This window comes from Roseateles subflavus (assembly GCF_030285365.1).
Lineage (GTDB): Bacteria > Pseudomonadota > Gammaproteobacteria > Burkholderiales > Burkholderiaceae_C > Roseateles_B > Roseateles_B subflavus.
Genome location: NZ_JASVDS010000005.1, coordinates 135769 through 151044 on the forward strand (window position 1 = coordinate 135769; position 15276 = coordinate 151044).

Genomic DNA, 15276 nt, shown 5'->3' on the forward strand with positions numbered 1-15276 from the left:
CGCATTCTGACCCGGACGGGCGCGAGTCGGCGGCCGGTCGAGGTTCAGGCCCTTGAAATGCGACGCCCGGCGCCCACTTGCACGACAACGGAGGATCAAGCCATGCGAGTCGACAAGTTCACCACGCGTTTCCAGGAAGCCCTGGCCGAGGCCCAGAGCGGCGCCGTCACGCGCGACAACCCCTACATCGAACCCGCCCACCTGCTGCAGGCCATGCTGGCCCAGGAGGAGGGCCCGCGCGCCCTGCTGGAGCGTGCCGGCGTTCGTCTGCCGGCGCTGAAGACGGCGCTGGACAGCATCGTGAACGGCCTGCCGCAGGTGCAGGGCGAGGGCCAGCAGGTCCAGCCCAGCCGCGACCTCGTGAGCCTGCTGCAGGCGGCCGAGAAGGAGGCCTCCAAGCGCGGAGATCAATTCATCGCCAGCGAGATGTTCCTGCTGGCCCTGGCCGACGCCAAGAGTGACCTCGCCGGCATCGTGCGCGGCCACGGCCTCACCCGCAAGGGCCTGGAGACGGCCATCGAGGCGGTGCGCGGCGGGCAGAAGGTGGACTCGCAGGAGTCCGAGGGCAATCGGGAGTCCCTGAAGAAGTACACCCTGGACCTCACCGAGCGCGCCCGCCTGGGCAAGCTGGACCCGGTGATCGGCCGCGACGACGAGATCCGCCGCGCCATCCAGGTGCTGCAGCGTCGCTCCAAGAACAACCCCGTGCTCATCGGCGAGCCCGGCGTGGGCAAGACCGCCATCGTCGAGGGCCTGGCCCAGCGCATCGTGAACGGCGAGGTGCCGGAGTCGCTCAAGGACAAGCGCGTGCTGGTGCTGGACATGGCCGGGCTGCTGGCCGGGGCCAAGTACCGCGGCGAGTTCGAGGAGCGCCTGAAGTCCGTGCTGAAGGAAGTGGCGGCGGACGAAGGCCGCATCATCCTCTTCATCGACGAGATCCACACCATGGTCGGCGCGGGCAAGGCCGAGGGCGCGATCGACGCCGGCAACATGCTCAAGCCGGCCCTGGCCCGCGGCGAGCTGCACTGCATCGGCGCGACCACGCTGGACGAGTACCGCAAGTACGTCGAGAAGGACGCCGCCCTGGAGCGCCGCTTCCAGAAGGTGCTGGTGGACGAGCCGACCGTGGAGGCCACCATCGCCATCCTGCGCGGCCTGCAGGAGAAGTACGAGGTCCACCATGGCGTCGAGATCACCGACCCGGCCATCGTGGCCGCGGCCGAGCTCTCGCACCGCTACATCACCGACCGCTTCCTGCCGGACAAGGCCATCGACCTCATCGACGAGGCCGCCGCCAAGATCAAGATCGAGATCGACTCCAAGCCCGAGGCCATGGACCGGCTCGACCGCCGCCTGATCCAGCTGAAGATCGAGCGCGAGGCCGTGCGCAAGGAGAAGGACGAGGCCTCGCAGAAGCGCTTCGAGCTGATCGAGGACGAGATCGAGAAGCTGCAGCGCGAGTACGCGGACCTCGAGGAGATCTGGAAGTCCGAGAAGGCCACGGCCCAGGGCTCGGCGCAGGTCAAGGAGGAGATCGACCGCATCAAGTTCCAGATCGAGGAGCTCAAGCGCAAGGGCGACTTCAACAAGGTGGCCGAGCTGCAGTACGGCAAGCTGCCGGAGCTGGAGACGCGCCTGAAGGAGGCGCAGGCCAAGGAGAGCGACAAGGCCGGCAAGGCGAAGCAGGGCGCTGCGCCCCAGCTGCTGCGCACGATGGTGGGCGCCGAGGAGATCGCCGAGGTGGTCTCGCGCGCCACGGGCATCCCGGTGTCCAAGCTGATGCAGGGCGAGCGCGACAAGCTGCTGCAGATGGAAGACAAGCTGCACCAGCGCGTGGTGGGCCAGGACGAGGCCATCACCGCGGTGGCCGACGCCATCCGCCGCTCGCGCGCCGGCCTGTCCGATCCGAACCGGCCGCTGGGCTCCTTCCTCTTCCTGGGTCCCACGGGCGTGGGCAAGACCGAGCTGTGCAAGGCGCTGGCGGGCTTCCTGTTCGACAGCGAAGACCACATGGTCCGCATCGACATGAGCGAGTTCATGGAGAAGCACTCCGTGAGCCGCCTCATCGGCGCGCCCCCCGGCTACGTGGGCTACGACGAGGGCGGCTACCTGACCGAGGCCGTGCGCCGCAAGCCCTACAGCGTGCTGCTGCTGGACGAGGTCGAGAAGGCCCACCCGGACGTCTTCAACGTGCTGCTGCAGGTGCTGGACGACGGCCGCCTGACCGACGGCCAGGGCCGCACCGTGGACTTCAAGAACTGCGTCATCGTGATGACCTCCAACCTCGGCTCGCAGCACATCATGGCGCTGGCCGGGCAGGACGAGGAGGTGATCCGCGACGCGGTGTGGGGCGAGGTCAAGCAGCACTTCCGCCCGGAGTTCCTGAACCGCATCGACGAGACGGTGATCTTCCATGCGCTGGATGCCCAGCACATCCAGTCCATCGCGAGGATCCAGCTGCGCCAGCTGGAGGAGCGCCTCGCGAAGCTGGACATGAAGCTGGACGTCAGCGAGGACGCCCTGGCCGAGCTGGCCAAGGTGGGCTTCGATCCGGTCTTCGGGGCGCGGCCGCTCAAGCGCGCGATCCAGCAGCGCATCGAGAACCCGCTCTCGAAGCTCATCCTGCAGGGCCGCTTCGGTCCCAAGGACGTGATCCCGGTGCAGGTCCAGGACGGGGAGTTCAGCTTCGGGCGCGTCGTGCACTGAGCGCGGTCATGGCCCAGGGCACCCGCGCGGGTGCCCGGCAAGAGGGCCTGACAGGCGCGTGAAGAGCGCGCAAAAAAGGGCGTGAACCCGCGAGGGTCACGCCCTTTCTCATGGCCTGGGCGATCAGCCCTTGGCCTGCTTCCAGCGCTGCAGGACCGTGGCCTCCTGCTCGGGGCTGAAGGCCAGCTTCACGCGGCCCTTCTCTTCCTTGAGCTGGGTCTTGTACCAGGCGAGCGTGTCGGCCACGGTCTGCTCCACGGGGCGGAACTTCAGCCCGGCCTTCACCGATCGCTGGGTGCTCCAGGTGTGGAAGCCCTTGGTGTCGCCCACGTAGGGCGCCCAGATGGGGAAGTCGAGGTCTTCCTGCTTGGCCATGAACTCGCCCGGGATCCAGGTGACGGTGCCCGGCGTGCCGGCCACCTGGCGGCAGGCCTCGACCACGCGGCCCCAGGTCATGGGCTCGGCCGGGCCCAGGGCATTGAAGGTGCCGATGGTGCCCTGCTCGACGAGGTGGACCAGCCAGGCGGCGAGGTCTCGCACGTCGATGAGCTGCAGCGGGTCGGTGGGCGCGCCGGGCACGGCGATCTCGCCGCCCTTGTCGAAGCGCACGGGCCAGTAGGTGAAGCGGCCGGTGGGATCGTCCGGGCCGACGATGAAGCCGGGGCGGATCACCGTGCAGCGGCCGGGCAGGGCCTGGGCCGCGGCGGCCTCGCAGGCGGCCTTGAGCCCGCCGTAGTTCTCGAAGCGCGCGCCCATGGTCTCCACCTTGGGATCGGCGAGCACGGCCAGCGGCGTGTCCTCGTTGCCGCCCACCGGCACGGGCTCCTTGTAGGCGCTGATGCTGGAGATGTAGAGGTACTGCTTGACGCGCGGCGCCAGCAGCTGCGCCGAGGCGCCGACGATGCGGGGGTAGTAGCCGGAGTCGTCGATCACGGCGTCCCATTCGCCCGTCTCGAGGGACTTCAGACCCTCGCCCTTGAGCGGGTCGCGGTCGCCCTGGCGCTTCTCGACGTCAGGGAAGAGGCCCGGCCGGGTCTTGCCGCGGTTGAAGAGCGTCAGCGTGTGGCCGCGTGCGCGGGCCGCCTCGACGATGGCCGGGCCGAGGAAGCCCGTGCCGCCCAGCACGAGGATGCGCTTGGGCGCGGGCTTGGCCGGGGCTTCGCCGGCTGCCTGCGCCAGTGGCATCAGGCTCATCGCGCCGAGGCCGGCGGTCCATTGCATCAGGTGACGTCGGGAGGGCTTCGTGGGACTCATGGGACTTCCTTTGCAGGTCAGGAGAGGGGAGGTGTTCAGGACCGGACGTGGGAGACCGTGGATGAAGCGGTCGGCGGTGGCGGCTCCGGTGCGGCCGCCCGTCGGCTCACGAGCCGGCCCAGGCCGTGCCCGTTCCAGAGCCACAGGCCGGCGAAGCCGAGCGCGGCGGCACTGACCGGCAGCGCCAGCAGGCTCATGAGCGTGGGCGCCCAGACGCCCAGCACATCGCCGACGCGGTAGACGAAGGTGTCGATGAAGGGCTTGGACTTGTAGCGCTCCTCGGGGCCCAGCGGGATGTAGAGCAGCTCGCGCGCCGGCCGGTCGACGGCGTAGTGCAGGCCGCGGCGCAGGACCTGCACGGCGGCCAGCACGGCGAAGGTGGGCCACAGGGCGAGCGCGCCGAAGCCGGCCAGCGTGAGGGTGGGCAGCACGAGCAGCACGCCGCTCACGCCGAGCCAGCGCAGCAGGCGCCCGGTGAGGAAGAGCTGGGTCGCCAGTGTCAGCACGTTCACCCACAGGTCCAGCCGGGCAAAGGCGGCGGTGCGCTCGGCGCCGCTGGCGAAGCTGTGGGCCACGATCTCGCCCTGGCTGAGGTAGAGGAAGGTCGAGGTGAGGGCGTACAGCAGCATGTAGCCGCACAGCGCCTGCAGATAGCGCGAGCCGGCGATGGCGCGCCAGCCTTCCAGCGCCGAGGGGCCGGGCTCGCGCTCGGGCTGCGCCTGCTCGGAGACGCCGAAGTGCCGGCGCAAGGCGCCCATGCAGGCCACGGCCAGTTCCAGCGCCAGCACTGAGAGCCCCATCAGGGCCGCCGGGCCGAGCTGCACGCCCCAGCTGCCGCGGCTCAGGGCGTCGGTGAGTGCGGCACCCGCGACGGCGCCCAGCGTGCCGCCCATCGAGATGAGGCCGAAGAGGCGCCGGCCCTGCTCTTCGCGGAACACATCGCTCATCAGGCTCCAGAACACGGAGACGACGAAGAGGTTGAACACGCTCAGCCAGACATAGAAGGCATAGCCGAGCCACACGGCGCCGGGCCAGGCCGTCATGAGGCCGACGAAGACGAGCAGGTTCGCCGCGAAGAAATGCGACACGGCCGGGATGAAACGGCGGCGCGGCCAGCGCGAGACGAGGCGCGCGTAGAGCGGGTTGGCCACCAGCATCACGAGCAGCGTGAGGCTCATCAGCCAGGGCAGCTTGTCCGCGCCCTTGGCGATGCCCATGGCCTCGCGCACCGGCCGCAGCAGGTAGTAGCTCAGCAGCAGGAAGAAGAAGTAGGCCGCGGCCCACAGCAGCGCGCGGCCTTCGCCGGGGCGCACGAGCACCAGGCGCTGCAGGAAGGGGCGGGAGGTCGTCATGGCGAAGGTCGGGGGCGGTGAGGAGCGAGTGCCGCCATTGAAGAACCGCGACGGCGGCTTGTCTTGAAGTCATGCCGCCGTTCTGATGCCATTTGTTCTCAGTGTTTACACCGTGGGACCCATTCTGTGACCGAGGTGCCCGGCGTGGGAAGGGTCGCGGCTCTTCCTACAATCCACCCATGGATTCCTTCACCGTGGGCGTGCAGCCCCGTTGCTTCGCCCTGGTGCCTGCGGCCGGCGTGGGCAGCCGCTCCGGCGCGACTCAGCCCAAGCAGTACGTGCCCCTGGCGGGCCGTGCGCTGATGGCGCACACCCTTGCGGCCCTGCAGGCCGTGCCGGGCCTGGACGCCACGCTCGTCGTGCTCTCGCCCGAAGACGATCAGTTCGAGCAGGCCGTGCCTGGCTTCACGGGCGAGCGCGCCTGGGTCGCCCGCTGCGGCGGTGCGAGCCGGGCCGAGAGCGTCGCCAACGGCCTGCTCGAGCTGCAGGCGCGCGGCGCGCAGCCGCAGGACTGGGTGCTGGTGCACGATGCCGCGCGCTGCCTGCTGCGCCCCGCGTGGGTGCTGGCGCTGATGGCCGCCTGTGCGGACGACGAGGTCGGCGGCCTCCTGGCCCTGCCGGTGGCCGACACGCTCAAGGACGAGCGCGAGGGCCGCGTGCACGCCACGGTGGACCGCCGTGGCAAGTGGGCCGCGCAGACGCCGCAGATGTTCCGCCTGGGCCTGCTGCAGCCCGCGCTGCGCCACGTGGGCGATGCCGCCACGGACGAGGCCAGCGCCGTCGAGGCCCTCGGCCATCAGCCGCGACTCGTGCCGGCGCCCCTGGAGAATTTCAAAGTGACCTACCCGGCCGATTTCGAGCTGGCCGAACGCCTGCTGAGGACCCGTTGATGACTGCTGCCGCCCCCTCCACGACCGCCTTCTCACCGCTGGACCTGCGCATCGGCGAAGGCTGGGACACCCACCAGCTCGTCACGGGACGCCCGCTGATCCTCGGCGGCGTGACCATCCCGCACACCCACGGCCTGCTCGGCCACTCCGACGCCGACGCCCTGGCTCACGCCATCACGGACGCGCTGCTGGGCGCCGCGGCGCTGGGCGACATCGGCAAGCTCTTCCCCGACACCGCGGTCGAGTTCAAGAACGCCGATTCCATGGTGCTGCTGGCCGAGGCGCACCGCCGGGTGCGCGAGGCCGGCTGGGCCCTCGTCAACATCGACACGACCATCGTCGCGCAGGCGCCCAAGATGGCGCCGCACATCGTGCCCATGCGCGAGCGCCTCGCGCAGGTGCTGGACCTGCCCGTGGAGCGCCTGAACGTGAAGGCCAAGACGGCGGAGAAGATGGGCCCGGTCGGTGAAGGCCGCGCCATCGAGACGCGGGCGGTGTGCCTGCTGATGCGTGCCGGCTGATGCGTGCCGGCTGATGTCCTGGCGGTGAGGCCGACGGGCAGGGCCCCGCGGCCCGCGCCCCGGGGGCATTGCTGCGCCTTACTGCGCCCTGCGCAGCCGGATCTGCGTGACGAGGCCGCCGTCGTCCGCGTTGCGCATGGAGAGCTTGCCGCCCTGGCGCTGCACCGACTTCTCGACGATGGCGAGGCCCAGGCCCGCGCCGGTGGCCGCCGTGCGGGCGGCGTCGCCGCGGAAGAAGGGCGTGGTGAGCTTGTCGAGCTTGTCCTGCGGCACGCCGGGCCCGTGGTCGCGCAGCGTGATCAGCACCTCCGCGCCCTGCACCTTGGCCGTCACCAGCATCAGCGTGGGCAGGTCCGGCAGGTGGCCGTAGCGGCGGGCGTTCTCCATGATGTTCAGGAAGATGCGGCCCAGCTCGACCTCGTCCGCCCAGACCTTGATGTCCGCCGGCACGTTGTTCTGGATGCGGATCTGCGAGGGGTCGCGGAAGCCCTGGGCCTCGCGCTCGGCCACGTCGCGCAGCTTGATGGGGTGCAGGGCCAGCTCGCTGGGGCGGGCGTAGTCCATGAACTTGTTGATGATGGCGTCGAGCTGGTCGATGTCCTGCGCCATGTACTGGCGGGCCAGCTCGTCGGTGACGCTCATCTCGGCCTCGAGCCGCAGGCGCGCCAGCGGGGTGCGCAGGTCATGGGAGATGCCGGCCAGCATCACGCTGCGGTCCTCTTCCATCTTGGCGAGGTCCCGCGCCATGCGGTTGAAGCCCATGTTGACTTCGCGGATCTCGCTGGTGAGCGTGCTCTCGTCGAGGCGGGAGTCGTACTCGCCCTCGCGGATGCGGCCGGCGGCCGTGGCCAGCTCGCGCAGCGGGTGGTTGATCAGCCGCGCGATGAGGGCCGAGCCGAGGATGGTCACCAGCAGCGCGATCAGCAGCCACCACCAGTTGGCGGTGAGCTTCGCGGACATGGGCTCGGGATTGGTGCGCAGCCAGTAGTGCTCGGTCTCGATGCTGAAGCGCACCCACAGCCCGGCGTCCCCGTTGAGGCTGCCGGCCACCACGGTGTCGGCGCCCAGGCGCTGCTGCAGGGCCTGGACGAGCTGGCGGGTGAAGCTGCTGTTGCCGTAGTCCACCCACTGGTCCGTGGCCTCGGCGACCTCGACCTGGATGTCCCGCGTGTAGGTCAGCGACTTGATCATCGCCACGCGGTTGACGCCATCCGTCGCGGCCATGGCCGAGCGGCAGAGGTTCACCAGGCCCGCCAGCTGGTGCGCGGATTCCAGGGCGCGGGGTTCGGCGTCCAGCGCCCGGAAGGTCAGCTGCCAGGCGAACACCGCGCCGGCCAGCAGCGCGGCCAGCAGTGCGAAGGTGCGCCAGAACAGATTGAAGGCGAGGATCTTGGGCGGTTGCGGCATGGGCGCTCGGCGTGTCCGGCGGGCAGCGTCGGGCGACGGCGGCCTCGGCGGGCCGGCGTCGGCGGGAGAGGGGATCAGCTGTTCTCGTCAGGCACGAAGACGTAGCCCACGCCCCAGACCGTCTGGATGTAGCGGGGCTGGGCCGGGTCGGACTCCAGCAGCTTGCGCAGGCGCGAGATCTGGACGTCCAGGCTGCGGTCGAAGGGCTCGAACTCGCGGCCGCGGGCCAGCTGCGCGAGCTTGTCACGCGAGAGCGGCTGACGGGGGTGGCGCACGAGGGCCTTGAGCATGGAGAACTCGCCCGTGGTCAGGGGCAGGGGCTCGCCGTTCTTGGACAGGCGGCGCAGGGCCAGGTCGAACTCGAAGGGCCCGAAGCTGACCGTCATCGGCTCCTTGGACGGCGCGCCGGGCGCCTCCATGGCCGGGCGGCGGCGCAGCACGGCGTTGATGCGGGCGAGCAGCTCGCGCGGGTTGAAGGGCTTGGCCAGGTAGTCGTCGGCGCCCACCTCCAGGCCCACGATGCGGTCCACTTCCTCGACCTTGGCGGTGAGCATGATGATGGGCGTGCTGTCGTTGGCGGCGCGCAGGCGGCGGCAGATGGACAGGCCGTCCTCGCCGGGCATCATCAGGTCCAGCACGATGAGGTCCACCGTCTCGCGGGTCAGCTGCTTGTTCAGCGCCTTGCTGTCTTCCGCGAGCAGCACCTCGAAGCCCTCCTGCGTCAGGTAGCGACGCAGCAGGTCGCGGATGCGGGCATCGTCATCGACGACGAGGATGCGGTTGGCGCGGTTGCTGGTGCTCATGAGGGACTCCGGGAAAATGTAACAGCGCCATTGTGGGCCTGTTCGCCCCATGAATCGCAACCGATTCAACAGTCGTTACGGTTTGGTAACAACCTCGGCCTGGCGCTGCCAACGGCCCGGCGGCGCCGTCCGTTGTGGGGTCGCGGGCCCCGTGCTGCTATGGTCGGGGCTGCACTGTCTGCAAGGAGGAATGCATGAAGAATCGACTGCAACGCGCCGGCTGGGCCGGTCTCGTCCTGGCCGCGGCCGCACTGCCGGCGGCCGCCCAGCAGGCCGCGAGCCCGCTGCCCCGGGACCGGCTGAACCTGTCCGCCACGGCCAGTGTGGAGGTCCCGCGCGACACGCTCGGCGTGGTCTTCTCCACCACCAAGGACGGCAACAACGCCGCCGCGGTCCAGCTGGCCCTCAAGCAGGCCCTGGACGCGGCGCTGGCCGAGGCGAAGAAGATCGCCAAGCCGGGCCAGGTCGAGGTGCAGACGGGCAACTTCTCCATGTACCCGCGCTACGGCAGCAAGAATGGCCAGACCTACATCAACGGCTGGCAGGGCTCGGCCGAGCTGATGGTCGAGGGCAAGAACATCGGCGCCATTTCGGAGCTCACCGGCCGCATCGGCACCATGAGCATTGCGCGGGTGGGCTACAGCCTGTCCAAGGAGGCCCGCGAGCAGCAGGAGAACGCGGTGGTGGCGCAGGCCATCGCCCAGTTCAAGGCCCGGGCCGCGGAGTACGCGAAGCAGTTCGGCTTCAGCGCCTATGACATCGGCGAGGTCAGCGTCAACACGCAGGACGCCGCGCCCATGCCCATGGCGGCGCCCGTGCTGCGCATGAAGGCCGCGGCCGCACCGATGGACGAGGCGCTGCCCGTCGAGGCCGGCAAGGCGACGGTGGCCGTCAACGTGAACGGCTCCGTCGTGATGAAGCGCTGAGCCACGGGGGGCGCCCGCAGCCGCTGGCGGCCCCCTGGACGCGTTCGCTCCGGCTTACTGGGCGGTCCAGCCGCCGTCCAGGCTCCAGGCCTGGCCACGCACATTGGACGCGGCCTCCGAGCACAGGAACACCGCCAGTGCGCCCAGCTGCTCGGGCGTCGTGAACTGCAGCGAGGGCTGCTTCTCGGCCAGCAGGCGGCGCTTGGCCTCCGCGTTGTCCACGCCGTCGGCGGCGGCGCGCGCGTCGACCTGCTTCTGCACCAGCGGCGTCAGCACCCAGCCGGGGCAGATGGCATTGACGGTCACGGGGCTCGTGGCCGTCTCCAGCGCCACGGCCTTGGTGAATCCCACCAGCCCGTGCTTGGCCGCCACATAGGCCGACTTCTGGGCCGAGGCCACCAGGCCGTGGACCGAGGCCACGTTGATGATCCGCCCCCAGCCCTTGGCCAGCATGCCCGGCAGCGCCAGGCGCGTGGTGTGGAAGGCCGAGCTGAGGTTGATGGCGATGATCGCGTCCCAGCGCTCGGCGGGGAAGTCCTGCACCGGCGCCACGTGCTGGATGCCGGCGTTGTTCACCAGGATGTCGATGCCACCGAACTCGCGCTCGGCATAGGCCATCAGCGCGGCGATGTCGTCCGGCCGGCTCATGTCGGCGCCGTGGTAGCCCGCCTTCACGCCCAGCGCGGCCACCTCGGCCTGCGGGCCCTCGGCGTCCCCGAAGCCGTTCAGCACGATGTTCACGCCCTCGCGGGCCAGGGCCAGGGCCATGCCCAGACCGATGCCGCTCGTGGAACCGGTCACCAGGGCGGTCTTGCCTTTCAACATGTGAATTCCTTTCTTGGGTCTGCTTGGGCTTTCGATGGAGGGGCCTGCAAGCCGGTGCAGAATGCCTGCCAGGGCCCGACAAGGGCTGGTGGACTGCGGGACGGCCCCGTGCTCCTCGCGAGGATACAAACAATGTCTGAACCGCTGCTGAATACCCTGCGCTGCCTCAGCGCCACCGGCCTGCACCGCATGGCGTACTGGGAATGGGGCGCCCGGGACAACCCGCGCGTGCTGGTCTGCGCGCACGGCCTGGCCCGCCAGGGCCGTGACTTCGACCGCCTGGCCCGCCACCTGAGCCGCGACTGGCGCGTGATCTGCCCGGATGTCGTCGGCCGCGGCCGCAGCGACTGGCTCAGGAATCCCGCCGCCTACCAGATCCCCACCTATGTGGCCGACATGGTCACGCTCATTGCCCGGCTGGATGTGGAGCAGGTGGACTGGGTCGGCACGTCCATGGGCGGGCTGATCGGCCTGGGCCTGGCTTCGCTGCCCGGCACCCCCATCCGCCGTCTGGTGCTGAACGACGTCGGCCCGAGCATCGAGCCCGCGGCGCTGCAGCGCATCGGCAGCTACCTCGGCCAGCCGCTGCGCTTCCGCACGGTGGAGGAGGGTGCCGCCTATCTGCGCACCATCTCGGCGGGCTTCGGCACCTTCAGCGACGAAGACTGGCTCGCCCTGAGCCGCCCCATGTTCCGTCCCGAGGGCGATCAGCTCAAGCTGCACTACGACCCGGCCATTGCGCAGGCGGTGGCGGCCGTGACGCCGGAGATCGCCCGGGCGGCCGAGCAGATGCTGTGGGCGGGCTATGACAGCCTGCGCATGCCGACGCTGCTCATCCGCGGTGCCGAGTCCGACCTGCTCTCCCGCGCCACCGCCGAGGCCATGACGCAGCGCGGCCCGCGCGCCGAGCTGGTCGAGATCCCCGGCACGGGGCATGCCCCCATGTTCAGCGACGCGGCGCAGATCGCCGTGGTCGAGGAGTTCCTGAAGCGCGCATGAAGACCGGAGTCACTTCTCACGCCGCCGAGCACGCTGCGCCCATCGTCGCGCTGGCCGACGCCGACCTGCCGACCGCGCTGCCCGGCGTCGATCCGCACACCGATGCGCCGCCGCTGCTGCCCGTGGCCCGGGCCCGGGCCTTTGCCGAGCCGCTGCTGCGCGGCCAGCCCCTGGACACCGGCGAGGATGCGCTCGCCCATGCCGATGGCGTGGCGGCCCTGCTGGCGGGCGTCGGCGCCGCGCCCGCGATGCAGGCGGCGGCCTATCTCGTCTATGCGGGCGACTTCCTCAACAAGCCCGAGGAGATCGTCACCAAGGCCTTCGGCGAGAGCTACGCCAGCCTGGTGACGCACACGCGCAAGCTGGTGCAGATCCAGCGTGCGGCGCGCGAGGCGCTGGTCGAGGAAGAGCAACGCCAGCAGCAGACGGAGCGCGTGCGCAAGATGCTGCTGGCCTTCTCGCGCGATCTGCGCGTGGTGCTGCTGCGCCTGGCCTCGCGCCTGCAGACGCTGCGCTTCTACGCCGCCAGCAAGAAGCCGTGCCCGCAGGCGCTGGCGACGGAGTCGCTGCAGGTCTTCGCGCCCCTGGCCAACCGCCTGGGCATCTGGCAGATCAAGTGGGAGCTGGAAGACCTGTCCTTCCGCTTCCTCGAGCCCGAGACCTACAAGGCCATCGCCAGGAGCCTGGACGAGAAGCGGCTGGAGCGCGAGGTCAATGTCGAGTTCGCGCGCGTGGGCCTGGTGCAGGAGCTGCGCGCCCTGGGCATCGAGGCCGAGGTGCAGGGCCGTCCCAAGCACCTCTACAGCATCTGGAAGAAGATGCAGGGCAAGAGTCTCAGCCTCGAGCGCGTCTTCGACCTGCGCGCCCTGCGCGTGATCGTCAAGGACGTGGCGGACTGCTACGCCGTGCTGAGCCACCTGCACGAGAAGTACCAGCCCGTGGCGGGCGAGTTCGACGACTACATCGCCAAGCCCAAGCCCAATGGCTACCAGTCGCTGCACACCGTGGTGCGCGGCGCGGACGACAAGGCCATGGAGGTGCAGATCCGCACCCGTGCCATGCACGAGCACGCCGAGCATGGCGTGGCGGCGCACTGGGCCTACAAGGAGGCCGGCACCAAGGGCTATGCCGGCGTGGCGGCCGCGGGGGACTTCGAGGAGCAGGTCGCACAGGCCCGCAAGGCGGTGTTGCGCCAGCTGCTGGCCTGGGAGCGGGACTACGTCAGCAACGAGGCGACGGGCGTCTTCGACGACCGCATCTACGTCTTCACGCCGCAGTCGGCCGTGGTGGAGCTGAGCGCGGGCTCGACGCCCGTGGACTTCGCCTACGCCGTGCACACCGACCTCGGCCACCGCTGCCGCGGGGCCAAGGTCGATGGCCAGATGGTGCCGCTGAACACCCCGCTGCAGAGCGGCCAGACCATCGAGATCAGCGCGCTCAAGGAAGGCGGCGGGCCTTCGCTGGACTGGCTCAATGCCGAGCTGGGCTATCTGCAGAGCCAGCGCAGCCGTGCCAAGGTCCGTGCCTGGTTCAATGCGCAGGCGCAGGCGCAGACCGTGGCCAAGGGTCGCGAGCTGGTCGAGAAGCTGCTGCAGCGCGAGGGCCGCACCGCCATCAAGCTGGAGGACCTGGCCTCGCGCCTGGGCTTCAAGAATGCCGATGCGCTGTTCGAGGTGGTGGGCAAGGACGAATACTCCCTGCGCAACATCGAGCTGCTGCTGCGTCCTCAGGAACAGCAGCCCGAGAGCGACGAGCAGCTCGCCCTGCGCCGCACCAAGGCCGGCAGCAAGGGCGCGGGGCAGGGCGGTGTGCTGGTCGTGGGGGTCGATTCACTGCTGACCAACCTGGCCCGCTGCTGCCGCCCGGCACCGCCGGACGAGATCAGCGGCTACGTCACCCGCGGCAAGGGTGTGGCCATCCACCGCTGCGACTGCAGCAATTTCCGCGAGATGGCCCAGCGCGCGCCCGAGCGTGTCATCGCCGTCACCTGGGGCGAGCAGTCCGGCAAGGCGGGGCAGAGCCTGGCCTATCCGGTGGACGTCATCATCGACGCCCTGGAGCGCCAGCACCTGCTGCGCGACGTGCTGGAGGTCTTCGCCAAGGAGAAGCTCAACGTCACCGCCATGAGCCTGCAGCCCAGCAAGCAGAGCAAGGGTTCCAACAGCTGGATCAGCCTGACCGTGGAGGTGAGCGACTCCGGCCGCCTCGCCAAGGTCCTGCAGGCCGTGACGCAGGTGAGCGGCGTGCGCAGCGCGCGCCGCCGCTGAGCCCTGGCCGCCCATCGCCCGCCTCGCATCTTTTTGAAGAAAATTTCCAGAAACTGGACAACACCGAAAAATCCATGCTATAGTGCGAAGCTCTTCAGGCGCGTAGCTCAGTTGGTTAGAGCACCACCTTGACATGGTGGGGGTCGTTGGTTCGAATCCAATCGCGCCTACCAAATTTGGTAGGCCTTGCTGCAAAGCAAGGAGCCCTAAAAAGCCCGGTAACTGCATAGGTTGCCGGGCTTTTTTCTTGGCGGGTCCGGAGGGTGCAGGGCAGAGGTCCCGCGCTGCGGCGCTGCCGCGCTTCCATGAGGCCGCGCTGCTGTGCTGCGGCACTGCCATGAGAGGCCGCCCTTGCCCGGCTACCATCGCTGCACACGGCTGCTCCTCGGCAGCCGGGTCCGCCAGACGAGCAGGAGCCGCCCATGGACTTCCCCGGATTCACGTCCGCCCAGGCCCGCGTGGGCGATGTCGACATCGCGTATCACGTCGGCGGGTCCGGGCCGCCCGTGCTGCTGCTGCACGGGTTTCCGCAGACGCGGGCCATGTGGGCCCGGGTCGCGCCGCAGCTGGCCCGGCACTTCACGGTGGTCGCCGCGGATCTGCGGGGTTATGGGCGGTCGTCAAAGCCGCGCTGTCTGCCGGACCATTCGAACTACTCGTTCCGGGCCTTCGCGCAGGACCAGGTGAGCCTGATGCAGCAGCTGGGCTTCGCGTCGTTCCATGTGGTCGGCCACGACCGCGGCGGGCGCACGGCGCATCGCCTGGCGCTGGACCATCCCACGGCCGTGCGCTCGCTCACGGTCATGGACATCGTGCCCACGCTGACCATGTTCATGGACACGAACCATCGGCTGTCGGCAACCTACTGGCACTGGTACTTCCTGCAGCAGCCCGAGCCCTTCCCGGAGCGGCTGATCCAGGCGGACCCCGACTTCTTCTACGAGACCTGCCTGCTGGGCTGGGGCAAGACGCGGCTGAGCGACTTCGATCCCGTACAGCTGGCCGACTACCGGCAGTCCTGGCGCGATCCGGCCATGATCCACGGCTCCTGCTCGGACTATCGGGCGGCGGCCACGGTGGACCTGGCGCTGGACCAGTCGGATGCCGCCACGAGGGTGACATGCCCGACGCTCGTCTTCTTCGGCGCGGCCGGCGTGATGAACCAGCATTTCGACATCCCGGCGGAATGGCGCAAGCGCTGCCGGGACGTGCGGACAGCCTCGCTGCCGGGCGGGCACTTCTTCGTGGACCAGTACCCGGACGAGACGGCGGCGGCGCTCCTGGACTTCCTGCGGAGCGTCGACGGCGCATGAAGAACGGGGGCCG

Annotated in this window: 12 protein-coding genes and 1 tRNA gene; 8 read left to right on the plus strand and 5 right to left on the minus strand. The window is 69.8% G+C overall.

The genetic code is table 11. The features are described 5' to 3' along the window. The first annotated feature begins 102 nt into the window (after nt 1–102). Nucleotides 103–2706: an ATP-dependent chaperone ClpB gene (gene clpB / locus QRD43_RS17385; protein WP_285983769.1), complete on the plus strand. Its 2604-nt coding sequence runs from the start codon at nt 103–105 to the stop codon at nt 2704–2706. A gap of 123 nt (nt 2707–2829) precedes the next feature. Here clpB and QRD43_RS17390 read toward each other — a convergent pair whose 3' ends face one another. Both QRD43_RS17390 and QRD43_RS17395 read right to left on the minus strand, forming a co-directional pair. Then, on the minus strand, nt 2830–3960 hold the full coding sequence (locus QRD43_RS17390; RefSeq protein ID WP_285983770.1) for a Rossmann-fold NAD(P)-binding domain-containing protein: 1131 nt from the start codon (nt 3958–3960) through the stop codon (nt 2830–2832). Nucleotides 3961–3995: 35 nt separating this feature from the next. Continuing rightward, nucleotides 3996–5312, minus strand: a complete 1317-nt coding sequence (locus tag QRD43_RS17395; RefSeq protein WP_285983771.1) for an NTP/NDP exchange transporter — start codon at nt 5310–5312, stop codon at nt 3996–3998. Between the two features lie 179 nt (nt 5313–5491). On the opposite strand from QRD43_RS17395, the gene ispD reads away from it, so the two are divergent. Together ispD and ispF are read left to right on the plus strand one after the other, a co-directional pair. Next, a complete protein-coding gene (gene ispD / locus QRD43_RS17400; RefSeq protein WP_285983772.1) occupies nt 5492–6202 on the plus strand; it encodes a 2-C-methyl-D-erythritol 4-phosphate cytidylyltransferase in 711 nt (236 codons plus the stop codon). Continuing rightward, nucleotides 6202–6723: a 2-C-methyl-D-erythritol 2,4-cyclodiphosphate synthase gene (gene ispF, locus QRD43_RS17405; RefSeq protein WP_285983773.1), complete on the plus strand. Its 522-nt coding sequence runs from the start codon at nt 6202–6204 to the stop codon at nt 6721–6723. The genes ispD and ispF overlap by 1 nt, the downstream gene beginning before the upstream one ends. Nucleotides 6724–6801: 78 nt before the next feature. Here ispF and QRD43_RS17410 read toward each other — a convergent pair whose 3' ends face one another. Both QRD43_RS17410 and ompR read right to left on the minus strand, forming a co-directional pair. Continuing rightward, a complete protein-coding gene (locus QRD43_RS17410; RefSeq protein WP_285983774.1) occupies nt 6802–8130 on the minus strand; it encodes an ATP-binding protein in 1329 nt (442 codons plus the stop codon). Between the two features lie 74 nt (nt 8131–8204). Then, on the minus strand, nt 8205–8933 hold the full coding sequence (gene ompR / locus QRD43_RS17415) for an osmolarity response regulator transcription factor OmpR (protein ID WP_285983775.1): 729 nt from the start codon (nt 8931–8933) through the stop codon (nt 8205–8207). Nucleotides 8934–9127: 194 nt separating this feature from the next. Here ompR and QRD43_RS17420 point away from each other — a divergent pair, with 194 nt between their 5' ends. Continuing rightward, the gene (locus QRD43_RS17420) at nt 9128–9859 is read left to right on the plus strand and encodes an SIMPL domain-containing protein (RefSeq protein ID WP_285983776.1); all 732 of its coding nucleotides are present in this window, start codon (nt 9128–9130) and stop codon (nt 9857–9859) included. Nucleotides 9860–9913: 54 nt separating this feature from the next. On the opposite strand, the gene QRD43_RS17425 is transcribed toward QRD43_RS17420, so the two are convergent. Further along, a complete protein-coding gene (locus QRD43_RS17425; protein WP_285983777.1) occupies nt 9914–10684 on the minus strand; it encodes a 3-hydroxybutyrate dehydrogenase in 771 nt (256 codons plus the stop codon). A gap of 132 nt (nt 10685–10816) precedes the next feature. Between QRD43_RS17425 and QRD43_RS17430 the strand changes: the two genes are divergently transcribed. The 4 genes from QRD43_RS17430 (at nt 10817) to QRD43_RS17445 (ending at nt 15263) form a co-directional block, all read left to right on the plus strand. Then, on the plus strand, nt 10817–11683 hold the full coding sequence (locus QRD43_RS17430; RefSeq protein ID WP_285983778.1) for an alpha/beta fold hydrolase: 867 nt from the start codon (nt 10817–10819) through the stop codon (nt 11681–11683). Continuing rightward, nucleotides 11680–13950, plus strand: a complete 2271-nt coding sequence (locus QRD43_RS17435; RefSeq protein ID WP_285983779.1) for a RelA/SpoT family protein — start codon at nt 11680–11682, stop codon at nt 13948–13950. Before QRD43_RS17430 ends, QRD43_RS17435 begins: the two co-directional genes overlap by 4 nt. A gap of 96 nt (nt 13951–14046) precedes the next feature. Next, nucleotides 14047–14123, plus strand: a tRNA-Val gene (locus QRD43_RS17440). Between the two features lie 249 nt (nt 14124–14372). Further along, nucleotides 14373–15263 (plus strand): alpha/beta fold hydrolase, encoded by an 891-nt coding sequence (locus QRD43_RS17445; RefSeq protein ID WP_285983780.1) that lies wholly within the window; start codon nt 14373–14375, stop codon nt 15261–15263. Nucleotides 15264–15276: the final 13 nt, after the last annotated feature.